This is a genomic window from Rhizobium sp. 42MFCr.1 (assembly GCF_000377185.1).
GTDB classification, from domain to species: Bacteria; Pseudomonadota; Alphaproteobacteria; order Rhizobiales; family Rhizobiaceae; genus Rhizobium; species Rhizobium altiplani.
On the sequence record NZ_KB897833.1, the window covers coordinates 85,253 to 108,086 of the forward strand.

At 60.6% G+C, this 22,834-nt stretch carries 25 protein-coding genes; 17 read left to right on the top strand and 8 right to left on the bottom strand.

Annotation, left to right across the window (positions count from 1 at the left end):
* Positions 1-133 precede the first annotated feature (133 nt).
* A complete protein-coding gene (locus C934_RS0116910; protein ID WP_018857839.1) occupies positions 134-1,762 on the top strand; it encodes an AMP-binding protein in 1,629 nt (542 codons plus the stop codon).
* Positions 1,763-1,783: 21 nt separating this feature from the next.
* Here the strand turns inward: C934_RS0116910 and C934_RS0116915 are convergent, their stop codons facing one another.
* The 5 genes from C934_RS0116915 to secA form a co-directional block, all read right to left on the bottom strand.
* The gene (locus tag C934_RS0116915) at positions 1,784-3,073 is read right to left on the bottom strand and encodes a GNAT family N-acetyltransferase (RefSeq protein WP_018857840.1); all 1,290 of its coding nucleotides are present in this window, start codon (positions 3,071-3,073) and stop codon (positions 1,784-1,786) included.
* Between the two features lie 4 nt (positions 3,074-3,077).
* Positions 3,078-4,487: a lipopolysaccharide biosynthesis protein gene (locus tag C934_RS0116920; RefSeq protein ID WP_018857841.1), complete on the bottom strand. Its 1,410-nt coding sequence runs from the start codon at positions 4,485-4,487 to the stop codon at positions 3,078-3,080.
* 109 nt (positions 4,488-4,596) lie between these two features.
* Positions 4,597-5,700, bottom strand: a complete 1,104-nt coding sequence (locus C934_RS0116925; RefSeq protein WP_018857842.1) for a D-alanine--D-alanine ligase family protein — start codon at positions 5,698-5,700, stop codon at positions 4,597-4,599.
* Positions 5,701-5,735: 35 nt separating this feature from the next.
* Positions 5,736-6,356, bottom strand: a complete 621-nt coding sequence (locus tag C934_RS0116930) for a C39 family peptidase (protein WP_026371854.1) — start codon at positions 6,354-6,356, stop codon at positions 5,736-5,738.
* 191 nt (positions 6,357-6,547) lie between these two features.
* Complete coding sequence (secA, locus tag C934_RS0116935; RefSeq protein ID WP_018857844.1) at positions 6,548-9,262, bottom strand: preprotein translocase subunit SecA; 2,715 nt, start codon at positions 9,260-9,262, stop codon at positions 6,548-6,550.
* Positions 9,263-9,508: 246 nt separating this feature from the next.
* Here secA and C934_RS0116940 point away from each other — a divergent pair, with 246 nt between their 5' ends.
* The 6 genes from C934_RS0116940 to C934_RS0116965 all read left to right on the top strand — a co-directional run bounded on the left by C934_RS0116940 (position 9,509) and on the right by C934_RS0116965 (position 13,630).
* Entirely contained in the window at positions 9,509-10,396 is an 888-nt protein-coding gene (locus tag C934_RS0116940; RefSeq protein ID WP_018857845.1) for a peptidylprolyl isomerase, read from the top strand.
* A gap of 120 nt (positions 10,397-10,516) precedes the next feature.
* The gene (gene argJ / locus C934_RS0116945; protein WP_018857846.1) at positions 10,517-11,758 is read left to right on the top strand and encodes a bifunctional glutamate N-acetyltransferase/amino-acid acetyltransferase ArgJ; all 1,242 of its coding nucleotides are present in this window, start codon (positions 10,517-10,519) and stop codon (positions 11,756-11,758) included.
* Positions 11,727-12,548, top strand: coding sequence for a GNAT family N-acetyltransferase (locus C934_RS0116950; protein ID WP_051085593.1), 822 nt, complete (start codon positions 11,727-11,729; stop codon positions 12,546-12,548). Before argJ ends, C934_RS0116950 begins: the two co-directional genes overlap by 32 nt.
* Entirely contained in the window at positions 12,545-12,958 is a 414-nt protein-coding gene (gene mutT, locus C934_RS0116955) for an 8-oxo-dGTP diphosphatase MutT (RefSeq protein ID WP_018857848.1), read from the top strand. The genes C934_RS0116950 and mutT overlap by 4 nt, the downstream gene beginning before the upstream one ends.
* 123 nt (positions 12,959-13,081) lie before the next feature.
* Entirely contained in the window at positions 13,082-13,399 is a 318-nt protein-coding gene (locus tag C934_RS0116960) for a hypothetical protein (RefSeq protein ID WP_018857849.1), read from the top strand.
* A 66-nt stretch (positions 13,400-13,465) separates the two neighbouring features.
* Complete coding sequence (locus C934_RS0116965) at positions 13,466-13,630, top strand: Flp family type IVb pilin (RefSeq protein WP_051085594.1); 165 nt, start codon at positions 13,466-13,468, stop codon at positions 13,628-13,630.
* Between the two features lie 8 nt (positions 13,631-13,638).
* Here C934_RS0116965 and C934_RS0116970 read toward each other — a convergent pair whose 3' ends face one another.
* Complete coding sequence (locus C934_RS0116970) at positions 13,639-14,523, bottom strand: methyltransferase domain-containing protein (RefSeq protein ID WP_025661652.1); 885 nt, start codon at positions 14,521-14,523, stop codon at positions 13,639-13,641.
* A gap of 117 nt (positions 14,524-14,640) precedes the next feature.
* Between C934_RS0116970 and C934_RS0116975 the strand changes: the two genes are divergently transcribed.
* From C934_RS0116975 to C934_RS0116990, 4 genes are read left to right on the top strand one after another with little or no spacing between them, the layout of a single operon-like run.
* A complete protein-coding gene (locus C934_RS0116975) occupies positions 14,641-15,390 on the top strand; it encodes a ComF family protein (protein WP_018857852.1) in 750 nt (249 codons plus the stop codon).
* A gap of 31 nt (positions 15,391-15,421) precedes the next feature.
* Positions 15,422-15,679: a glutaredoxin 3 gene (gene grxC / locus C934_RS0116980; RefSeq protein WP_018857853.1), complete on the top strand. Its 258-nt coding sequence runs from the start codon at positions 15,422-15,424 to the stop codon at positions 15,677-15,679.
* Between the two features lie 9 nt (positions 15,680-15,688).
* On the top strand, positions 15,689-16,546 hold the full coding sequence (locus tag C934_RS0116985) for a carbon-nitrogen hydrolase family protein (protein WP_018857854.1): 858 nt from the start codon (positions 15,689-15,691) through the stop codon (positions 16,544-16,546).
* Positions 16,543-16,971 (top strand): DUF1178 family protein, encoded by a 429-nt coding sequence (locus tag C934_RS0116990; RefSeq protein WP_018857855.1) that lies wholly within the window; start codon positions 16,543-16,545, stop codon positions 16,969-16,971. Before C934_RS0116985 ends, C934_RS0116990 begins: the two co-directional genes overlap by 4 nt.
* Position 16,972: 1 nt before the next feature.
* On the opposite strand, the gene C934_RS0116995 is transcribed toward C934_RS0116990, so the two are convergent.
* A complete protein-coding gene (locus C934_RS0116995) occupies positions 16,973-17,728 on the bottom strand; it encodes an SDR family NAD(P)-dependent oxidoreductase (protein ID WP_018857856.1) in 756 nt (251 codons plus the stop codon).
* Positions 17,729-18,022: 294 nt separating this feature from the next.
* Between C934_RS0116995 and C934_RS0117000 the strand changes: the two genes are divergently transcribed.
* The 6 genes from C934_RS0117000 to C934_RS0117020 all read left to right on the top strand — a co-directional run bounded on the left by C934_RS0117000 (position 18,023) and on the right by C934_RS0117020 (position 21,956).
* On the top strand, positions 18,023-18,604 hold the full coding sequence (locus C934_RS0117000; RefSeq protein ID WP_018857857.1) for a L,D-transpeptidase: 582 nt from the start codon (positions 18,023-18,025) through the stop codon (positions 18,602-18,604).
* A gap of 170 nt (positions 18,605-18,774) precedes the next feature.
* On the top strand, positions 18,775-18,903 hold the full coding sequence (locus tag C934_RS33735; RefSeq protein ID WP_037075964.1) for a hypothetical protein: 129 nt from the start codon (positions 18,775-18,777) through the stop codon (positions 18,901-18,903).
* 150 nt (positions 18,904-19,053) lie between these two features.
* Positions 19,054-19,632 carry a hypothetical protein gene (locus C934_RS0117005; protein ID WP_018857858.1) on the top strand — a complete coding sequence of 193 codons (579 nt, stop codon included), beginning with the start codon at positions 19,054-19,056 and terminating at the stop codon, positions 19,630-19,632.
* A 68-nt stretch (positions 19,633-19,700) separates the two neighbouring features.
* A complete protein-coding gene (locus tag C934_RS0117010) occupies positions 19,701-20,288 on the top strand; it encodes a protein-S-isoprenylcysteine O-methyltransferase (protein WP_026371855.1) in 588 nt (195 codons plus the stop codon).
* 10 nt (positions 20,289-20,298) lie between these two features.
* Positions 20,299-21,084 carry a hypothetical protein gene (locus C934_RS0117015; protein WP_026371856.1) on the top strand — a complete coding sequence of 262 codons (786 nt, stop codon included), beginning with the start codon at positions 20,299-20,301 and terminating at the stop codon, positions 21,082-21,084.
* Positions 21,081-21,956 carry an SDR family NAD(P)-dependent oxidoreductase gene (locus tag C934_RS0117020; protein ID WP_018857861.1) on the top strand — a complete coding sequence of 292 codons (876 nt, stop codon included), beginning with the start codon at positions 21,081-21,083 and terminating at the stop codon, positions 21,954-21,956. Before C934_RS0117015 ends, C934_RS0117020 begins: the two co-directional genes overlap by 4 nt.
* 15 nt (positions 21,957-21,971) lie before the next feature.
* On the opposite strand, the gene ubiG is transcribed toward C934_RS0117020, so the two are convergent.
* On the bottom strand, positions 21,972-22,718 hold the full coding sequence (gene ubiG, locus C934_RS0117025) for a bifunctional 2-polyprenyl-6-hydroxyphenol methylase/3-demethylubiquinol 3-O-methyltransferase UbiG (protein WP_018857862.1): 747 nt from the start codon (positions 22,716-22,718) through the stop codon (positions 21,972-21,974).
* Between the last annotated feature and the right edge of the window lie 116 nt (positions 22,719-22,834).

The window sequence follows — 22,834 nt, forward strand, 5'->3', positions numbered from 1 at the left end:
CGCGGCAAGCTTGAAAGTGTCTGCTCCTCACACAAAAGTTTTGTGACCATCGAGAAGCCATCGCAAGGTCTCGCGCTTGCGTGTGCCGGGCTCTCGGTGTTAGCTGCTGCAGCATTTGACTGGATTTTCGCCGATGAGACTACCGCAGCGCGATCGCTACGAAGACCTTTACCGTGATTTCGCCTGGGAAATACCGGAGGATTTCAATATCGGCCGCGCGGTGAGCGACGAATGGGCGGCGCGGACGCCTGATCGCGTTTGCCTTGAGCACTTCAGCCCTGACGGCAATCATCTCTCCATGACCTACCGCGAGCTGGCCGACCGGTCGGCGTCGCTCGCCAATGCGCTGGTGTCTTTGGGGGTAACGAAAGGTGATCGGGTCGCCCTGCTCCTGCCGCAGTCGTTCGAGACCGTTATCGCCCATGTTGCGATCTACAAGATCGGCGCGATCGCACTGCCGTTGGCCTTGCTCTTCGGCGTCGAGGCGCTGGAATACCGGCTGCGGACCGCGGGCGCTTCCGTCGTCATCACCAACACATTCGGGCTCGACCGCATCAGTCATATCCGCGAGCGACTACCTGACCTTTCCGAAGTGATCTGCGTCGACGGCGATCGACAGGGCGTGCGATACTTTTCAGGGCTGCTCCAAAGCCATCCCCCGGTGTTCGAGGTCGCGAAAACCGCGCCCCACGATCCGGCGCTGATGATCTTCACGTCGGGAACGACCGGTCCGCCGAAGGGCGCGCTTCACGGTCATCAGGTGCTGGCGGGGCACATACCGGGCATGCAGTTTGCCCATGAGGGATTTCCGCAGGCCGGAGACAAGGTCTGGACACCTTCGGACTGGGCCTGGGCTGGCGGTTTGCTGAATGCGCTGCTGCCCAGCCTGTTGCTCGGTGTTCCCGTCGTCTCCTCGCCGGCGCAGAAATTCGATGCCGACATGGCTTATCGCATCATGGCCGAAATGAAGGTGCGCAACGGTTTCATTCCGCCGACGGCCTTGCGGCTACTGAAATCGGTGCCAGATCCACGTGCCAAATATGATCTCGTCTTGCGCACCATCGGCGCAGCGGGCGAGTCGCTCGGTGCCGAAACGCTGGAATGGGTCAAGCGGACGCTCGGGATTACGGTCAACGAGTTCTACGGCCAGACGGAGTGCAATTTCGTGCTTTCGTCGAGCGCCGCGATCGGAATCAGTCGTCCCGGCGCAATCGGACGCCCGGTGCCCGGGCATCGTGTGGCCATCGTCAGCGAAGCCGGCAAGGAGCTTCCTGTTGGCGAAGCTGGGCAGATTGCCATCCGCCGCCCGGATCCCGTGATGTTTCTCGGCTATTGGGACGACGTCGGGGCGACCGAGCGGAAGTTTGTCGGCGATTGGCTTCTGACAGGCGATATCGGGCGCCAGGATGCGGACGGCTACGTCACCTTCTTCGGGCGGGATGACGATGTCATCACCTCCTCAGGCTATCGGATCGGGCCAGCCGAAATCGAGGACTGCCTCATCGGCCATCCCGCCGTGCAGCTGGCCGCAGCCATCGGCAAGCCCGATCCCGTTCGCACCGAGATCGTCAAGGCCTATGTCGTGCTGGCGCCAGGATTCGAGCCAAGCCAACAGCTGGCGTCCGAGATCAGCGAATGGGTGAAGTTGCGGCTTTCGATGCACGAGTATCCGCGCGAAGTGGAATTTGTCCCGGAACTGCCGCTGACCACGACAGGCAAGGTCATCCGGCGCCTGCTCAGGGAGCGGGCCGCTGCCGGCTGACGGCTTTGGCGTGACCTGACGTCACTGGGGAGACTTTCCACGCCGGGCGAGTGACATGATCTTCTGTCGCAGCATCTTCGCGACGTTGCGGGTGCTGCTGTACATATGGAGCTGGGCGGCCACCTGGCGCACGTCCCGGTCGCCGTTCTGGTTCAGCCCGATTACCATCGTGCCCATCTCCTCCCGCTCCTTCCAGAAGCGATTGATCATCGGGTGATCGGGGATGGCGCAGGAGTCGGAACGAACGATGTTGGCGTCGTCAAGGTGCCATTCGGTCACCTCGCCCATCAGCAACTTGCCTGGCGAATAGCGCGCATAGGCTTCGTCGTAGGCCGTCTTCCAGGTGTAGGCCTCGCCGCCCATCATCAAGACCACCATCGAGGCGATTGCCTTGCCGTTGAGGTCGATCGTGTGGACACGAACGGCATCGACGGCGGCGAGGTTGGAAACCGCCTCTCGGGCAAAGGCGGTGTGGTAGCGATCGGTCACCAGCGCACTGCGCTTCTTGCCCTTCCAGCCGCCGGCCTCGAGCGCAAGGAACTCTTCGAAACGCGCGTGGACTTCACGCGCCTGGCGGGCGACGTTATAAACCACCGTGCCCAAGTCCTCGAGCAGACGCCATTGCCGCCGCATCTCCTTCAGATGCGACGAAGAAATCGCGTCGCGCAGATAGACGGTTGCTTCCTCGTCGCTCTGCAGCATGGCGCGCTGATAGGGATTGGCGATGGTGATCGGCAGGTTGCGGCCGATGGCGACCGCCCTTGCCATGCGGGCAAAGAGCCCGTTCAGCCTGACATCCGGCAACACGAGAATTGGGGGCAGGCGCAGGTCCCGATGGGTCAGGCCGTCATAGAGATTGTCCAGCGTTTCGCCTGCATCCTCGGTATCGACCAGCGGCGTGCCGAGCGGTGCAAAGCCGTTCGACCAGACCCGTACGATCGAGGGGCCGACGGCGAAGCCGGGTTTTTCGATGGAGAACGGCATCAGGAAGCGCATCCGGCTTCGCGTGTCGCTCAGATCCCGCAACAGGGCGAAGTTCACCTCTCTATCATCCAGCCGCGGCATGGCCGGGGCGAGGAAGCGACCGGTGAAGAAGACATTCGGCTCCATCGCTCGGTTGGAGAGGAAATCGAGCTCTTCCTGCAGTTCGTAGCCGAGCTTGCCGGAATAGAGGCAGAGTTCACGGCCCGGACGGCCGACTTCAACGCGCGCATCCGGCCGTGGCATGTCGAAATCGAGAGCCGCTAGCTCGTGAACCATGCGGTTCGTCGTGACATCGGTCGTTTCGGTAGCTGGAGGAATGCGCACCATTATATCAGGCTTCCATGTCTGTTTTGGCCGGAGGCGTGGCAAATGCGAAAAGCATAATTCCAAGCGCGCGCCGGACGGCAAAATGCAGGAGGATGGCTTCGACGCCCATGGCCGAGGCCGTGGCGATCGCCGCACCCTCGATACCCAGTCTTGGGATGAGGAGCAGGTTGAGGCTGATGTTCGCTGCCAGCGCTCCGGCATAGAGCAGAACGCAGACGTTCTGCTTGCCAGCCATCATCAGCAGCGTCTCCGCCGGTCCGACCAGGGCTTTGGCGAGGATGCCCGCCAGCAGGATTGCCATCACGATATAGCCAGCGGTGAAAGCGCCACCAAAGAGCGAGAGCAGAAAATGGCCGGCGGCGACAACGGCCAGGCCGATGGCGAGCGCGGGCCAGAAGGTCCATCGCGCGGCGTCGATCGCAGCAGCCGCGAGCTGCTCGCGTGTCCCCTCGGCGATGAGGCTTGAAAAGCGCGGACCGGATGCCGCCTTCACGGAGAAATTGATGAAGTGGACCAGCGCCATCGTCTTGGCAGCGGCGAAATAGATCGCGACGTCGTGCGGTTCGAGGAAGATGCCGACCACGACCACATCAGAATTGGTCAACAGGAAGCTGACCCCCTCGATAAGGAAGATTGGGAAGGCGACACCAAGCCAACCGAGAAAGTCGACCTCGCGCGGACCCTCTTGGTAATGGCGGCGCAGTCGCAAGAGCGTTGCGACGTATTGGCCGACGGTGGTGACATAGGTCGCGATGAGTGCGGCCTGCATCGCCGTCATCGCGGTGCGCGGCGCGCCAAGCCCGATCGCAGTCAGCATGAAAAGAATGATGAGGACCGGCCGTACGATGTAGGCAGGACTCAACGCCATGACAGGCCAGTGATTGGCCCGCGACGTGCCTTCGAGAATATCACCGAGGGCGATCATCGGCATGGCGACCAGTCCGAGGAAGATCGGGATGACATAATAACCCTCGATCCTGTCGCGGAAGAGATGCAGGGCGATCATGCCGATGACAAGAGCGGCCGTGCCGGAGAGCAATCCGAAGATGCGGGCGGTGCCGGTCAGTCCGCGGATCTTCTCAAAAGAGCCGGCCGCCTTGTATTGCGGCAGGAACCGCACGACGGCGGTGTGGAAGCCCAGGCAGGAAAGATCGCCGAAGAGGACGATCAGCACCCAGACGAATACAAAAATTCCGTACTCATATTCGCCCATGAGGCGGGCCAATACGATTTGCGACAGAAAGGCGAGGGCGGCGCTGACGATGCGGATGGAAAAGGCGGTCAGCGCCATGCGCTGAGCTGTAGCCTTATCGCCGCGCGCAGTCAGAGCGGTCACAAACGAGCGCAGCAGGCGACTTCCCGCCGGGCGCAGACCCGCAGGCAGCATCTTTTCCGCCGTCTCAATGACCGCCATCACAAACACGCAAAACTCTTCAGGCAAATCGTCGTCGAAGTCTTGGCAGAACGGCGTTAAGAAACGGTTGTGACACCGTCATTCGTGCCAACGGCTGGAACGCCAGAAATCAGCGGCCTGCATGGGAAAGCGCACGTTCGATCAGTCGGTCGAGAACCTCGGCATAGCTGACGCCACTGGCGGCCATGGCCTTGGCATACATGCTAATATTGGTGAAGCCGGGTATGGTGTTGAGTTCGTTGACGACGAAGGACATGTCGGGCGTGAGAAAGAAATCGACCCTCGCCATTCCATCGCAGCCGAGCGCTTTGAAGGCATTGGTCGCTGTGCGGCGCAGTTCTTCCCCGATCTCCTTCGGCAGTTGCGCGGGAACTCTGAGCGCTGCGCCATTCTCGTCGATATACTTGGCCTCGTAGCTATAAAAGCCGTGGGTTTCGGCGGGCACTATCTCGCCGGGCAGTGATACGAAGAGCGAACCATCGGCGTGTTCGAGCACGCTGAATTCAATCTCGCGGCCGGTGATGAATTCCTCTGCCAGCAGCTTGCGGTCGTGCCTGAAGCCTTCGGCGAGGGCGGCGGCGTAGTTGTCGGCGTCGGCTACCTTACTGACGCCGACGGAAGAGCCCTGGCGCGCGGGCTTGATGAAAAGCGGAAGGCCGAGTTTTTTTACAACATCAGCGAAGGGCGGCTCCGCGCCTTCTTCGATGCAGACGGCCTTCGCGACCGGTAGACCAGCCTCCTTCAACAGGCGCTTGGCGATATCCTTGTCGATGGCCGTTGCCGAGCCGAGGATGCCACAGCCTGCGAGCGGCACGCGGGCGACGGCGGCCAGTCCCTGTACCGATCCGTCCTCGCCGTGCATGCCATGCAGGACGGGAAACAGGATGTTGATCGGCGGAACTTCGTATGGAGCTGCATTCGCGGGAATGGCTAGCAGGCGGCCCCGACCGCCGGGCAGCAGCGTCAATTCCGGAGCGTCGCCGACGGTTGCTGCGGTCGACAGTTCCGTCTGCCGTGCCATCAGCAACCACCGCCCTTCCTTCGTCACGTAGATGGGAAGAACGTCGTAGCGGTCACGATCGAGCGCATTGACGACATTGGTTGCCGACAGGATTGAGACATCGTGCTCGGGCGAACGCCCGCCGAAGAGGACAGCGACCCGCAGGCGCGAGGCTGTGGGCCGGTCAGTTTCCGTAGAACGCGTGTTCGGCATGATGATTTTCTGCTCGGATGGGTCTGTTGAGGTTGTCAGAGAATGATGGCCACGCCGCGATTGGCGAAGAAGCGGTCGAAGGTTGGGAGCGGCAGTACGACGTCTGCCTGGCTTTGAGCGTCATGGCCGAATGGATTGTGGAAACGGATCGTTCCGGGCGATGCCGCCGTTACCAGTACGAGATGGCCGCCGCGCGACGGCGGCTCGCGATCCGGCCACCGGATCTGGCTGTTGACCGAGGCGATGAAGAATGTGTTCCTGCGAAGCAATTCGGGAATATCAGTGGTCGGCAGATTGGTGATCGTTTCGGCCTTGAGGCCGAAGGCCCGCCCGACGAAGGTGACGAACGGCGCATAGATCAATCCCTTGATCGATTGATCCGCCTCGTTGACGACGTACCCGCCAAAAGCAGTGCAGGCCCGTGCCAGGTCGATGGTCCGGTGCATCTCGCCGCGTGCGGCAAGTGCCATCTTCAGGCATGCCATGCCGCAGATATTGACCGCCCAGCGGGCATATTCTTCGACCGTCTCGGCGCCAGACTGGTGCCAGAGCGGATCGCTCAATAATACAGACGAGCCGCTTTCAAGCACAGGCAGCGTCATCGACGCCGTTTCCCACTGGCTGAAATAGGGAACCGCTCGGGCGCAAGCGTTCATCTCTTCCTCGGCAATCAAAACGAATATGGTCGCAAACTCGGCGAACAAAGCGACAGTTCTGTGGCTGAAGTGTGCGCTGATTATTAAATCAGGAGTTGTGAAGGGGCTGGGCGCGAGCGACAACTGGGCGGACAAAAAAACCCTCGCGACGTTTCCGTCGCGAGGGCCTTGTTTCTAGCTTACCGGCCGGCTCAAGCCTGTGCGAAGGCGCCGTGGCAATGCTTGAACTTCTTGCCGGAGCCACAGGGGCAAGGCTCGTTGCGGCCGACATGACCCCAGGTCGACGGGTCGGTCGGATTGCGGTTTTCCGGGGCGACAACCACTTCCGAGGCCAGGAACGCGGGCGCGAAATCGTCTTCGCCCGTATTCGGATCGAGGTGGTGCGCCTGCATGAACGGAGGTTCCGGCTCCGCAGGTGCCTGCTGCACGAGTTCGACGCGCATCAGCTGTGCGGTGACGGCTTCACGCAGGTTGTTCAGGAGCGAGGTGAAGAGCTCGAACGCTTCCGACTTGTATTCCTGCAGCGGATCGCGCTGTGCGTAGCCACGGAAGCCGATGACGGAGCGCAGGTGGTCGAGGTTGACGATATGCTCGCGCCACAGGTGGTCGAGCGTCTGCATGACGATCGAGCGCTCGACATAGTGCATGATGTCGTCGCCAAAGCGTTCGGCCTTCTCCGTGAAAGCCGCATTGGATGCTTCCGTCAGGCGCTCGCGAATGCTGTCCTCGCCGATACCTTCCTCCTTAACCCAGTCCTCAACCGGCAGATCGAGGTTGAGCAAGGCTGCTGTCCGCTCCTTCAGGCCAACGGCATCCCACTTCTCGGCATAGGCGCGCTCGGGGATGTGCTTCTCGACGAGATCGTCGATGACCTCGCGGCGCATGTCGGAGACGGTCTCGGAAATATTGGCCGCTTCCATCAACTCGAGGCGCTGTTCGAAGATCACCTTGCGCTGATCGTTCAGAACGTCGTCGTATTTCAGGAGGTTTTTGCGGATGTCGAAGTTGCGGGCTTCGACCTTCTTCTGCGCGCGCTCCAGAGCCTTGTTGATCCAGGGATGAACGATGGCTTCGCCCTCCTTGAGACCGAGCTTCTGCAGCATGCTATCCATGCGGTCGGAACCGAAGATGCGCATCAGGTCGTCCTGAAGCGACAGGTAGAACTTGGAACGGCCAGGGTCGCCCTGACGGCCGGAACGGCCGCGCAGCTGGTTGTCGATGCGGCGGCTCTCGTGGCGCTCGGTCGCGATGACATAAAGGCCACCGGCGGCAAGTGCCTGCTCCTTGAGCTGCTTGATCTCCTCGCGGATCCCTTCGATCTTTGCGTCGCGCTCGGGGCCGGGCTCGATCTCGCCAAGATCGCGTTCGACACGCATTTCAAGGTTGCCGCCGAGCTGAATGTCCGTACCGCGGCCCGCCATGTTGGTGGCGATCGTTACCGCACCTGGCACGCCGGCCTGCGCGACAATATACGCTTCCTGCTCGTGGTAGCGGGCGTTCAGGACCTGGAAGTCCTTGAAGCCCTGCTTGCGCATCATCTCGGCGAGCAGTTCCGACTTTTCGATCGAGGTCGTGCCGACGAGAACCGGCTGGCCGCGCTTCTGAGCGTCCGCGATCTCGGCAATGATAGCCTTGTATTTCTCTTCAAAGGTCCGATAGACCTCGTCGTCTTCGTCGGTACGCTTGATCGGCAGGTTGGTCGGCACTTCGACAACCTCGAGGCCGTAGATGTTGCCGAATTCTTCCGCTTCCGTCTGCGCCGTACCGGTCATGCCGGCGAGTTTGCCGTACATACGGAAGTAATTCTGGAAAGTGATCTGCGCCAGCGTCTGGTTTTCCGGCTGGATGGTCACCCTTTCCTTGGCTTCCAGAGCCTGGTGCTGGCCTTCCGAGTAGCGGCGGCCCGGCATCATGCGGCCGGTGAACTCGTCGATGATGACGATCTCGTCGTTGCGGACAATGTAGTCCTTGTCGCGCTGGAACAGCTTGTGGGCCTTGAGCGCGTTGTTGACGTGGTGGACGATCGCCACATTCTCGATGTCGTAGAGCGACTGGCCCTTCAGCAGGCCAGCCTGGCGCAACAGGTTTTCCAGCTTCTCGGTGCCTTCTTCGGAGAAGTTGGCTGAGCGCTGCTTTTCGTCGATCTCGTAGTCGCCTTCGCTCAGTTGCGGAATGAAGGCGTCGATGGTGTTGTAGAGGTCGGAGCGGTCGTCCAGCGGACCGGAAATGATCAGCGGCGTGCGCGCTTCGTCGACGAGGATCGAGTCCACTTCGTCGACGATCGCGAAGTTGTGGCCGCGCTGGACCATCTGGTTCTTCTCGTACTTCATGTTATCGCGCAGATAGTCGAAGCCGAGTTCGTTGTTGGTCGCGTAAGTGATGTCGCAGTTATAGGCGGCAGCGCGCTCCTCGTCCGACAGGCCGTGGACGATGACGCCCGTGGTCAGGCCGAGGAAGCCATAGATCTTGCCCATGGTCGCGGCGTCGCGGCGGGCGAGGTAGTCGTTCACGGTGACAACGTGGACGCCCTTGCCGGCGAGTGCGTTCAAGTAGACCGGCAACGTGGCAACAAGCGTCTTGCCCTCACCGGTCTTCATTTCCGCGATGTCGCCGTCATGAAGGATCATGCCGCCGATCAGCTGTACGTCAAAAGGTCGCAGGCCGAGAACGCGGCGCGAAGCCTCGCGCACAACGGCGAACGCAGGCACAAGGATGTCGTCGAGCGTCTTGCCGTCTGCCAGCATCTTGCGGAATTCGACGGTCTGGGCAGCCAGCTGCTCGTCGCTCAAAGCCTTCGTCTTTTCTTCGATGGCGTTGATGGCTGCGACTTTCGGCTGGAAGGACCGCACGCGGCGATCATTGGCAGAGCCAAATATTTTGCGGGCTATACCGCCAAAGCTGACCATATGACTGGTCCTTTCTCAATAATATTCCCCGGCTTTTCTTATCCGCTGCCCGGCCGAATTTCAGGCACACGTCTCGAAACGCCAGGAAACTGTTCTGGACGCGAGGTTGCGTGACAGATAAGAGGGGGGTCGAATGATGTCAACGGATTTGGCTGATATACAAAGGCCACATTCCAGTGTTGATGGCTGTTTCAGGCTGAATTCACGAAGCTGAAGCCGGTGGGTGTAACTGTGAAGGGTTATTTGATGTTGAACTACAACAAAATCGCTGTGATGGCGTTCGCAACCTTCGTTGCGTTCCAGGCGCCGGTCCGTGCGGAAGACAAGCCGGATGCCGTCGTCGCCAAGGTCGGCGATGTCGAAATTCATCAGTCCGATCTCGATCTGGCCGTTGCCAATCTCGACCCGCAGCTCGCCCAGCTGCCGGACGACCAGAAGAAGATCGCCGCCCTGTCCGCCGCCATCGACGTCAAGCTGCTGGCACTGGACGCAACGGCCGAAAAGCTCGACCAGAACGCCGAATTCAAGAAGCGCATGCAGTATCTCGCTGATCGCGAACTGCACAACGCCTACTTCAAGAAGCACGTCGTCGACACGGTGACCGACGCGGACGTCAAGGCGCGCTACGACAAGGAAGTCGCAGCACTTCCGAAGCAGGAAGAAGTTCACGCCCGCCACATTCTCGTGAAGACCGAGGACGAGGCCAAGGACGTCATCAAGCAGCTGGACGCCGGCAAGAGCTTCGCGGATCTGGCGAAGGAAAAGTCCACCGATCCGAACAAGGCTGACGGTGGCGATCTCGGCTATTTCACCAAGGGCCGCATGGTCAAGGAATTCGAAGAGGCCGCCTTCGCCCTTGACAAGGGCACCTACACCAAGACCCCCGTGAAGACCGATTTCGGCTATCACGTTATCCTGGTCGAAGATAAGCGCGACGCCGCTCCACCAGCCTTCGATCAGGTCAAGGACCAGGTTCGCCAGCTCGTCATGCGCGACAAGTACCTTGCGCTTCTCGCCTCTGCCAAGGAAAAGTCCAAGGTCGAGATCACCGACGAAGCGCTGCGCAAGGGCTATGACGACGCCAACAAGCAGCCGCAGCCGGGTGATGAACCCGCCGCGCAGCCGCAGCAGTAAAATCCAAAGTTTAGGGCCCGGTTCTTCCGGGCCCTTCACTATAGCAGTTGTCGTATTTCCGCAGGGCGAGCCGGCTTATACTTCGCCCTGAAAATCCTTCCAGCCACCAGGTCGATTGCCATGTCCGGTTCCGTTTCTCCGCTCGCTCCGAAATCCTATGCCAATGTGCCCGCCCTGCGCGGCGTGCGCATGGCCACTGCCTCAGCCGGCATCAAGTACAAGAACCGCACCGACGTACTGATGATGGTGTTCGACAAGCCGGCCGCAGTCGCGGGCGTTTTTACGCGCTCGAAGTGCCCTTCGGCGCCGGTCGATTTCTGCCGCGCAAACCTGCCGCATGGCACAGCACGCGCTGTCGTCGTCAATTCCGGCAATGCGAATGCTTTCACTGGTTTGAAGGGGCGCGACGCGACTGCCCTGACGGCAAAGTCGGCAGCGGCTGCCGTCGGTTGCGGCGAGAACGAGGTCTACCTCGCGTCGACCGGTGTCATCGGGGAACCGCTGGACGCGACGAAGTTCTCTGGCGTTCTCGACCAGATGCACAAGGATGCGACCGGTGACTTCTGGTTCGAGGCCGCCAAGGCGATCATGACCACAGACACCTATCCGAAGGTCGCCACCCGCAGTGCCGAGATCGGCGGCGTGAAGGTGACGATCAATGGCATTGCCAAGGGCGCCGGCATGATTGCGCCTGATATGGCGACCATGCTTTCCTTCGTGGTCACCGATGCCGATATTGCTCCCGCCGCCCTGCAGTCGCTCCTATCCGCGGGCGTTGATCCGACGTTCAATTCGATGACGGTCGACAGCGATACCTCGACCTCTGATACGTTGATGCTGTTTGCCACCGGCGCGGCTGCCGAGGACGGTCAGGCTCGGGTCGAGAGCGCCGATGACGCCCGCCTTGCCTCGTTCCGCGCTGCGCTCAATGATCTTCTGAAGGATCTTGCCCTGCAGGTCGTGCGCGACGGCGAAGGTGCGACGAAGATGCTGGAGATCACGGTGACTGGGGCCGAAAGCGATGCCGCGGCCAAGAAGATCGCGCTGTCGATCGCCAATTCGCCGCTGGTCAAGACCGCGGCCGCCGGCGAGGACGCCAACTGGGGCCGTATTGTCATGGCCGTCGGCAAGTCCGGTGAAATGGCCGACCGCGATCGGCTGGCTATCTGGTTCGGCGATGTGCGTGTTGCCGTCAACGGCGAGCGCGACGCCGTCTATTCCGAGCAAGCTGCAACCAACGTCATGAAAAAGCAGGATATTCCTGTGAAGGTCGACATCGGTCTTGGAAACGGCACCGCCACGGTCTGGACGTGCGACCTTACAAAGGAGTATGTCGCCATCAACGGTGACTACCGGAGCTGATTTTTCATTGACTGAAGCATTATCCAAGAAGGCAAATCTGCCACTCGTGCGCAGGCTGGAGGCTGTCGGCTTCCGGGCTTGGCCAGCCTCATCCGTGCAGTACGACGGCAGTTGGCAGATACGGCTGACGGCGGGGCATCCGTCCAATCGGCTGAATTCGATCGTGCCGCTCGATCCTTCGGATCACCGCGATGTCGAAATCCGTCTTGCGAAGGCAGGCCGCAAGTTCGAAGCCTATGGCCGCCCGGCAGTTCTGCGTCAGACGCCGCTCGCCTCGCCGGTATTGATCGACCTCGTGCGGGAACAGCAGTGGTCATCCTTCGACGAGACGATCGTCATGACCTGCGATCTTGCGCATGCGGAACTGCCGGATACGCTCGATCATCTGCCGACTCACGATATTGGCCGCTTCGTGGATGCCAATCTGGCAACCGACGGCGTCTCGTCCAAGCTCAAGCCGGCGCTCGCCGAAATCATCAATGCGATCAAGCCGCCGTCGGGCCTGTTCATGATCGAAGATGCGGAAACGGGGCCGCTTGCGACCGTTCTCTGTGTTCAGGACAACGACCTCGCCGGCATCATGTCGCTCTCCGTCGCCAAAGAGCGCCGCCGCGAGGGCCTTGGCATGGAAATCCTGACATCGGCCCTGCGCTGGGCCAGGATGCGCACCGCCCGTTCCGCCTGGTTGCAGGTGAAGGCGACGAACGCTCCGGCCCTGGCACTCTACGAACGGCTCGGCTTCCGTGAAGCCTACCGCTATTCCTACTGGCGGCAGGAGCCGTCACGATGAGCGAGGCAGCCCGAAACATCCTTCTCGTTGCCGCTTGTGCCCTGATCGATGCCGACGGGCGAATTCTGTTGGCGCAACGCCCCGAGGGAAAATCGCTTGCGGGGCTTTGGGAGTTTCCCGGTGGCAAAGTGGAGCCGGGCGAGACGCCGGAGGAATCATTGGTGCGCGAGCTTCACGAGGAGCTCGGGATCACGACCAAGGTCGCCTGCCTGGCGCCCCTGACTTTCGCGAGCCATACCTATGAGAAATTCCATCTGCTGATGCCGCTCTATGTCTGCCGGCGCTATGAAGGAATTCCGCACGGGAAAGAGGGGCAGGCGTTGAAATGGGTGAAGCCGCAAGCTCTGCGCGACTACCCGATGCCGCCCGCTGACGAGCCCCTGATCCCGATGTTGCAGGATTTACTTTAGGAACTTCTGATTATTATCCAGTAAGCGTCGAATTTGGGTGTGGATATTAATCGATCGTTTAACACCTTCTGCCAAATATCGGCCTCAATCAAGCAACTGGCGTGTGTGTAGAAGGCTTGACGCATGGACGACGATTTCTGGAAAGCTGTTAGAGAGAAAGAACAGGCCTCGACTGGCTCGAGCAGAACAGGAGTGCTGAATATTGCGCTGCTGTTTGGCACGGCCGTTGTTGCCCTCACTTTGATCTTGACGCCGATGCTTGCTGACAAGTCCAGGTCGAGCGTCTTTGCCAGCGCGCCGTCGGAATTCGATACGATGACAACGGGCTCGATACCGAAGACCGAGAACGGCAAACGCTACACGATCCGCCGCAGCGTGCTTCAGGAAACGCCGGGTTCTGTTTGCGTGGTTCAGGGTTACGGAAGCGGAGCTGGTTGCTGATACTGGCGTTGCTGCCGCGGCAGACGCAACGTGATGAAGGACTGCCGCTTTAGCGCCGAGGTTGGCATGCGACTAATAAGGGCATTTCTGGCAGACGTCCGTGGCGCGGCCGCGTTCGAATACGGCCTGATTGCGGCCCTCATATCCGTGGCTCTCATCGGTGGAGCGCGGGCGCTTGGTGGCGATATCAACGGCCTTTTGAGCAATATCGCCAACCAGTTCCCGAACTGAGCCGATTTCTACTGCTTCAGCTTATGCTCCTCGACCTTCAACGCATCGGCGAGCCTCACCTTCGCCGATCCTGGGCGAAGCGGCTTCTGCTGGCTTTCGTGCGGTGCCCATCCCGAGACATAGATGATCGAGAAGGTTGCCCTGATCCGGCCGTCCGGATCGGCGTATCGCTCGGCATAGATTTCAGCCGCCCGTAGGAAGAAGGCGCGCGTCAGAGGTTTGCGGCTGCGCGCAAGAAGCGGATTGGTCATTCCCATCGCCCGCAGGTCTTTCATCAGCGGAAAGATCGAGTCGTAGCGGACCGTATAGGTCTCTGCATCGATCACGGGCAGGGCGAAACCGGCGCGCTGCATGAGACCGCCGACGTCGCGCACGTCGGCGAAAGGGATGACCCGTGGGCTCGCACCTCCGGTCATTTCGATTTCTGTCGCCAGCAGGATCTCGCGCAGCTCCTGCAATGTGCCCGATCCAGGGATCGCGGCAAGAAAGAGCCCATCGGGTTTCAAGGCGCGACGGATCTGGATGAAGACGCCCGGCGTGTCGTTGGTCAAGTGAAGGCTGAGCGGGGCCAGCACGAGGTTTGCCGACTGTGGCTCCAGGGGAACCTCTTCCAGAGCAGCCTCGATGATAGCCTCGCCCGCTTCCGCATAGGCGTGCTCGCTTTCGACCCGTGTCAGTTGCCTGACCTTGCCGGTTGCGATCGCAGCGCGGGCCGCAGCCCCGGTGGCGCCATGCAGCTCGACCGCATGTTCGAAGGTCCGTTCGACCACGGCAAGACGCTCGCCGAGTTCTTCCGCGGCGATATCGAGAAGGAAGGTCGCCTTAGGGTCATGGTGGAGACGGGCGCGATGCCGGTTTACTGCGATCCGGGCCTGGTCGAAGATCATATCCATGGCGCAGTGCATAGTCCCGCAGAACCGGTGCTGCAAGGCGATTTTCCTCGAAGGCGAAACGCGCTAAGCTTTCGCGAGAGGGTTGGGGCAGTGGGGCTTGGGAGACGACGATCGCCTATGAAGTTGGATGGGACGCTTCTAATGCGTCCCTTCGGGCGCTTGGTCGACTTTGTCTATCCGCCGGGATGCGTGGTTTGCGGCATCGCCACCGGTCGCCACAACGGCCTTTGTCCGACGTGCTGGTCCGGACTGCGCTTTATCGAACGGCCGTATTGCGAAATCCTCGGGATACCGTTCTCGCATGATCTCGGTTCCGGCATTCTCAGCGCCGAGGCGATTGCCAATCCGCCGCCGTTCGACCGGCTGCGGTCAGCCGCCTTTCATGACGAGCCGGTGCGCCAGTTGGTGCATGGCCGGAAATACCGCGACAGAACGGATCTCGCGCCAATGATGGCCGAATGGATGCTACGCGCGAGTGACGGGATGGTGGAGCGGTGTGACGCCATCCTGCCGGTACCGCTGCATCGAAGCCGCATGTTCTCGCGCAAATTCAACCAGGCTGCAGAGCTGGCGCGTCATCTGGCGCAGCGATCCGGAAGGGCGCTTCTGCCGGCAACGCTGATGCGCGTCAAGCGCACCCGCCCTCAGGTGGGTCTCGGCGCAGATGCGCGCGAGGAAAATGTTCGCGGTGTCTTTGCCATTGCCAAGGCGCGGGACAACGACGTCTTCGGCAAGCGGCTTGTCTTTGTCGATGATGTCTACACGACCGGTGCCACGGTTGCCGCGGCGGCAAAAGTACTGCGCAAGGCCGGAGCGGCGGACATCACGGTTTTGACCTTTGCAAGGGCTCTTTCAGAAACTATATGACGAAAAGATAACCGTATTGTCTGGAGACCCCATGGCACCCGTGACCATTTATACGCGCCAAGCCTGCGGCTACTGCGCGCGTGCCAAATCGCTGCTGTCCGAAAAGGGCGTGGATTTCGTCGAGCACGATGCGACCTTTGCGCCGGAACTTCGCCAGGAAATGATCGGCAAGGCCAACGGCCGCACGACGTTCCCGCAGATTTTCATTGGCGAGCAGCACGTCGGCGGATGCGATGATCTCTATGCGCTGGATCGGGCCGGCGGGCTTGATCCTCTGCTTGCCGCGTAAGGAAGTGCGATGACGTTTACGGCTGCCGCCATCCAGATGTGCTCCGGCGTCGATCCCGAGAGGAACGCTGCCGCGATGGCGCGCCTCGTCCGCGACGCTGCGGGCCAGGGCGCGATCTATGTGCAGACACCTGAGATGACAGGCATGCTGCAGCGCGATCGTGCCGCTGCCAAGGCACTGCTTCGCGACGAAACCAATGACGTCATCGTGCGGACAGGTTCGGAATTGGCCCGGGAGCTCGGCATCTTCATGCATGTGGGCTCGACCGCTATTGCGCTCGATGACGGCAAGCTTGCCAACCGCGGCTACCTCTTCGGGCCTGATGGCAAGATCCTTAATCGTTACGACAAGATCCATATGTTCGATGTCGATCTCGACAACGGCGAAAGCTGGCGCGAGAGCGCTGCCTACCGGCCGGGGTCCGAGGCGCGCGTGTTGTCGCTTCCCTTTGCTGAAATGGGCTTTGCGATCTGTTATGACGTTCGCTTCCCCACCCTTTTCCGCGCCCAGGCTGTTGCCGGCGCCGAAGTGATGACGGTGCCTGCTGCCTTCACGAAGCAGACCGGCGAAGCACATTGGGAAATCCTGCTTCGGGCACGCGCGATCGAGAATGGCGTTTTTGTGATTGCCGCTGCTCAGGCCGGGCACCACGAGGACGGGCGTGAGACCTTTGGTCATTCGATGATCGTCGATCCCTGGGGCCGCGTTCTGGCTTCGGCCGGGCCGGAGGGCGAAGCCGTCATCCTTGCCGACATTGATACGGCGGCCGTCAAGTCAGCTCATGACAAGATTCCCAATCTGAAAAACGGCCGTGATTTCTCAATCGAGAGGGTTCCAGGGGCAGTCGCAGGAGGCGTGGCCGCTTGATCCGTTATTCGCTGCGTTGTGAAAATGCCCACGAATTCGAAGGCTGGTTTTCCGAAAGTGCCGATTTCGATCGCCAGATCGCATCAGGATTCCTGACCTGTCCCGCCTGCAACTCCGCATCCATCTCCAAGCTCCTGATGGCGCCTTCGGTTTCGACGGCGCGCAAGAAGGATGAAATGCAGACGCTGGCGATGGATACGATGCGGCGCGACGCGTTCCAGAAGCTGAAAGAGGCTGTTGCGACGATCAGGGCCAATTCCGAGGATGTCGGAACGCGGTTTCCCGAGGAGGCCCGCAAGATCCATTACGGGGAAAGCGACGCCCGCGGCATCATCGGGCAGACCACGATGGATGAGGCCCAAGCGCTTTTGGACGAAGGCATCGAAATCGCGGCCCTGCCTGTTTTGCCCGACGATGTGAATTGAGCTAGTGCGCGCTGTAGGCGCCATCCACGAGATGGTAGCTGCCGGTGATGAAGCTTGCCTGCTCCGACAATAAGAAACAGACGAGAGCTGCCACTTCTTCGGGCGTGCCGCGCCGGCCCATCGGCTGCAGTGCTTCCATGCGACGGCTGCTCGCAATATCACGATGTTCCGATGAGAGTGGTGTCTCAATCCAGCCGGGACCGACCGCATTGATGCGGATTCCCAGGCGGGCATATTCTATCGCCGCCGCCTTTGTCAGTCCAACGACGCCGTGTTTAGCCGCCGTATAGGCGCATGCGATCGGCAGTGCGACGGCACCGAGCACGGAGGATACATTGACGATCGCACCGCCGCCGCGGGCCAGCATCGCTCCGATCTCGTATTTCATGCAGTAGAAAACGCTGTTGAGGTTGACGTCCATCAGCTTGTGCCAGTTGTCGAGCGGATAATCTCCCGTCGCCCTGCGCACGCCGTCGACGCCGGCATTGTTGACCGCCAGATGGAGGCCGCCGCAGGTTTCGGCGACCGTTTTGACCAGCTTTTCAACAGCTGCAGCATCGGTCACGTCGACCGCAAAATGGCGAGATTTGCCTCCTTTTTCGCGAATCTCCGTTGCAACCCGCTCCGCTGCTTCGACATTGATATCGGCGACGACAACTTCCGCGCCCTCCTCGGCCAACTGACGGGAGATGGCCGCGCCAATGCCTGAGCCGGCGCCGGTGACGATCGCTACTTTTCCTTCGAAACCAAGATTCATCGTTATTTGCTATCGCTCCCCTGCGACAAGGTCAATTCAAACGCGAACAGCTGCCAACCTCCCGGAAGCCCCGCGATACGCGCCGGCGCCGCGGCGCGAAGCGTCTCAACCTAGCTTCGCGGCGCCCATTGCCGCAAGAGGCGCCCTCCGACACGGCGACATTATGAAGAACTTATACAACGATAGGGAGGTTTCTGCACAGAAGAGCGCTTGAGCGGTCCACCGATGACTTGGCCTGAATACAACAGGATGCTAAAGGAAAGCGATAGGGCTCACCATAATCAGCAGGTAACGATGGATAACGACCATATTACGCGCCGTGGCCTAGTCTTGGGCTGTGTGGCATTGATGACCTCTGGATGCACCACGGCGAGTTGGCCGATAGGGTCTCCCTTTTCTTCGAATGGCGTCAGCTACCGCAACCGGCGGCGTGAGGTTGCATATTCGGGCGGCGAGGCGCCGGGCAGTATCGTCGTCAACACCTACGAACGTTACCTCTACTACGTTGAGGACGAAGGCCGCGCGACACGCTATGGCGTGGCAGTCGGCGAGGAAGGTCTTACTCTGAAGGGCAATGCCGTTGTCGGGCGGAAGGCCGAGTGGCCATCGTGGACGCCGACCGCGAGCATGATCGAACGCAAGCCGCGTTTGGCGCAGTATGCTGGGGGCGTTCCCGGAGGGGAAAACAACCCTCTGGGCGCCGCGGCGCTTTATCTTTACCAAGGCGGGCGGGATACCTATTTCCGGATCCACGGAACGAACGAGCCCTGGCTGATCGGACAGGCCGTGTCGAATGGTTGCATCCGCATGACCAATGAAGACATCGTTCACCTCTACAGCCGGGCGCCCATTGGGACCGGCGTTTTGGTCGTATGATACTTACATTTTGTATCGATATTGCCACCCTCTGTTAGCTTTGCGCGTCGCCTGTGCGACGCGACGGCTAGGTGTGCCCTTTCTGCACTTGGCTTGTCGCTAATTTACCGCTATTAGTAGAATCGTTGCCTTCGATAACCTATTCCATGCTAACGGAGAGGAACTACTTGATGAGCAGAATCCTAATCATGTGCCTTGTTGCTTTGTTTTCCGTTTCGAGCCTGACGGCTTGCGGAGCAGTTGGTAAGGGCAAGGGCAAAGCCCCGCCACCGGTGGCAGAAGCCCCGATCACCAAGTAACATCTGACTTTTGAGTAAGGGGGAGGGACTTTGTGGCCCCTCCCCCAAATCGTTGTCGGAGCCAGGCTGCCTAATGCGCAAATGCGCAACCCTAGGCTGGCATTTCTGTTTGGGTGTCTGTGCTCTTCGATCTCGGAGATGAAGCGTAGCATGACGCTTGCTAAAGGCCACCTATCCCTCCTGATTCTCACCGCGCTCGCGCTCACATCCTGCCAATCTGACGACAAGCCACCGCAACCGAGGTACACCTCGAACGCCAGCGGTGCACAAGTCGCTAAAGCCTCCCAGCGCGAGGGGCAGTATTTCATCGAATTCCGTTCACGCTATGCGCTGACCTATGGCCATACCTATGCGGTGTTCGGACGCCTGAACAAGGCTGGCGGAATGATCAATCCGCAGGTCGCCGGGCTTGCGCCGGCTTCTCCCGACGCCGCGCCTTACGTACTCGGGCATTTCATCCCCGTTCCGGCGTCGACCGGGGCCACGGATGGCGATCTTGAAGAAGCCTATCGTTCGGCAAGCTGGCGCATCCTGCTCACCGAAGCGGAGTACAACAAGACCGTCGCTTACATTCGTGACCTGCAGGCCAAATCGAAGATGTGGCAGGCCACCGTCGACAATTGCAACAATTTCGTCGGCGAGATCGCAAGTTCCATGGGATACAAGACGCCTAGCATCTGGCTTCGTCCGCAAGAGTTCATTACAAAGCTCCGAGAGATGAATACGTGATGCGGAGCGAGCCGTCGGGTCGTTCGGCACCATAGATGGCAGGCGTAGAAGGGCTCCGGTGATCTGAATTGAGCGTCACTCTCATTGGCAAAATCGTGTGGGTGCTTGGCATCATCGCCTGGTATGCCATTCGCTATCCTTCGGAACGCCGCGCGAGGCGCACGAGGGTCGTCAGCGACCGGCGCTCCGGTGTGGAGGCGGCGGGTCTTACGGCTGCGTTGATAGGGCTTGCCTTTATTCCAGGCTTCTACGTCGCAACCGGAAAGCCAGCAGCCGCCGACTACCCTGCTCATCTGTGGGCAGTGATTCTCGGTGCTCTATTGTTTTTCACGGCCATGTGGGTCTTCCGCAGGACGCACAAGGCGCTTGGCCGCAACTGGTCGATCACGCTGCAGATCCGCGAGAAACACGAGCTGATTTCCCACGGCCCCTACGCGCTCGTCCGCCATCCGATGTACACCTCCTTTCTGCTGATGGCGCTTGGCCAGGCCTTTCTGCTCGCGAATTGGGTCGTTGGGCTGGCGGGCCTGATCGGCTTCGCAGTCCTGTTCTTTTTGCGGGTAGACAAGGAGGAGCGGATGATGCTGGAGATTTTCGGTCCCGAGTACCGCGCCTACATGGACCGGACGAAGCGAATTATCCCCTACATCTACTAGAGGACGCAGGATGCGGGGACGCGCCGTCAAGCTTTCGCCATCACGACGTCTGGTCGGAGACCTGATGCGGTTCTCGATCGGCGTGCCGCGCGTCACGGTGCAGCGGCAGATGAATCTCGCGCCGCTACAGCAAGCGAGGATGGCGCAGCAGAGCAAGACGTCCTGGACGGTGTTGTTCCTGAAGGGCTATGCCCTTCTCAGCCAGGACGTGGCGGAGTTGCGGCGTGCCTATGTCAAGCTGCCCCGGCCGCAACTCTACGAATATCCGGTCAGTGTCGCCTCCGTTGCGCATGAGCGCGAGCATGAGGGCGAGCGAATCGTTCTGCTGAGCACGATCAAGGATCCGGAGCATCGGTCCATTGCCGAGATCGAGGGACATTTTCTTGCAGCCAGATCAAAGCCGATCCATGAGATCAAGGAATTCCGCAGGGCGCTGAAATTTGCGCGCGCACCCGGCCCGATCCGATGGCTCCTGATGTGGCTTGGGCTGAACCTTGGCCGTCAACGCGGACGGCGCTTCGGCACATTCCAGCTGTCGGTCTATTCGGGCCTGGGGGCGGAGTCGTTGAACCCTCTAACGCCGCTGACCACCATTTTCAATTATGGCCCGATCTCCGAAGACGGAACGGTCACCGTGCGCATCCACTATGATCACCGGGTCATGGATGGCGCGAACGTTGCCCGTGCGCTCGTTCGCTTCGAAAGTATCCTGAATGGGGCGATTGCCGACGAAGTCCGCGGGATGGCTTCAGGCGAAGCGATCCCCGATGGGGCGGTGTCGGGGATGGCACCATGACAGACGAACAGCGTGAAGCATTGCGCCCCGCCGTCGTCGTGGTCGGTGGGTCCCGTGGCATCGGCCGGGCGATTGCCAAGGTGGCGGCCCGAGAAGGTGCGACGGTCGTCCTCGTTGCGCGGTCGCTGGATGGACTGGAGGCGGCTGCGGATGATGTGAAAACGGCAGGCGGCCCAGCATTCACCCTCTCGCTCGACCTGCTTGCGGCCGACGCATCGGCGCGGCTGAAGGACTTCCTTACGGCCAACGGCCTTGTTTGCGAGGTGCTGGTCAACAGCGCCGGCTATGGTTTGCGCGGTGCGGCAACGACACTGCCGATTGCCGACCAGCTTGGCATGGTCGACCTTAACATCCGGGCACTCACTGACCTGACCCTGCACTTCCTGCCGGGTATGGTGGCGCGTGGCCGCGGCGGCGTGCTCAATCTCGGCTCCATTGCGGGTTTCACCCCGGGTCCGAACATGGCGCTGTACTACGCCAGCAAGGCCTTCGTCCGCTCCTTCTCCGAGGCGCTGCATCAAGAGGTCAGATCAACCGGCGTGACGGTTACCTGCGCTGCGCCTGGGCCCGTTGCGACGGAGTTTCTGGAGCGGTCTGGTGCTGGTCGGGCGGCTCTGTTCAAGATCCTGCCCAAGCTCAGCTCGGACTATGTGGCCGAGCGCGCCTGGCGCGGGTTCAAAGCCGGACGCCGTCTGGTGATTCCAAGCCTTTCGGCGAAGCTGGTCGCCTTCGTGGCATCGTCGCTGCCATCGGCCGTGAAGGTGCCCTTGATCGGTCGCCTGCAACGGCGCAGTCGCGACCTGTGTCCATGCGGCTCGGGCAAGCCTTTCAAGGAGTGCTGTGGCTCGAGACAGGCGCGTCGAGGGGTCTGACCCTCGCGACCTCTATTAGCCAGGGCGTTTCGCCAGCATCATGTAGTTCACATCCATGTCCTTCGACAGATTCCACTGGTTTGACAGCGGATTGAAGAAGACGCCCGTGCGATCGATGATCGAAAGGCCATTGTCCGCAACCGGCTTTTCGATCTCTTCGGGACGGACCAGCTTCTCATATTGATGAGTGCCGCGCGGCAGCCACCGCAGGATATTTTCTGCCGCAAAGATGGCGAGCGCGGCGGCCTTCATCGTCCGGTTGATCGTTGCGACGAACATCAAGCCACCCGGGCGAACCATCTTTGCGCAGGTGCCCAGGAAGAAATCGACGTCGGCGACGTGTTCCACGACCTCCATGTTGAGAACGATGTCGAAGGTTTCGCCGGCCTCTGCAAGCTGTTCGGCCGTGACGGCACGGTAATCGACGGATACGCCTGAGGCTTTCGCATGGGTCGAAGCGATGCCGATGTTCTTTTCCGATGGATCTGCACCGACGACGCTGGCACCCATGCGGGCCACCGGCTCCGAGAGCAAACCGCCACCGCAGCCAATGTCGAGGACGCGAAGACCCTCTAGCGGCCTTGGGGAACGAACGTCGCGGCCGAAGTTTTCCGCTGCCTTATCGCGAATATAGGCGAGCCGCACGGGGTTGAACTTGTGCAGTGGCTTGAATTTACCGGTGGGGCTCCACCATTCGGCCGCCATCGCCGAAAAGCGGTCCACCTCTTCCTGGTCGATCGTGCTTTTTGCCGCTTCGCTCATGCTTTTGTCCTCGCATTCGTTCTGAGTGAAGTCGGACGAAGCTGTGAGGAAGTCAAGAGCTGACCGCGGGCGTGGTGCGCAAGCAACTCCCGGTGAAGGCGAAAGCCGTACTCCCT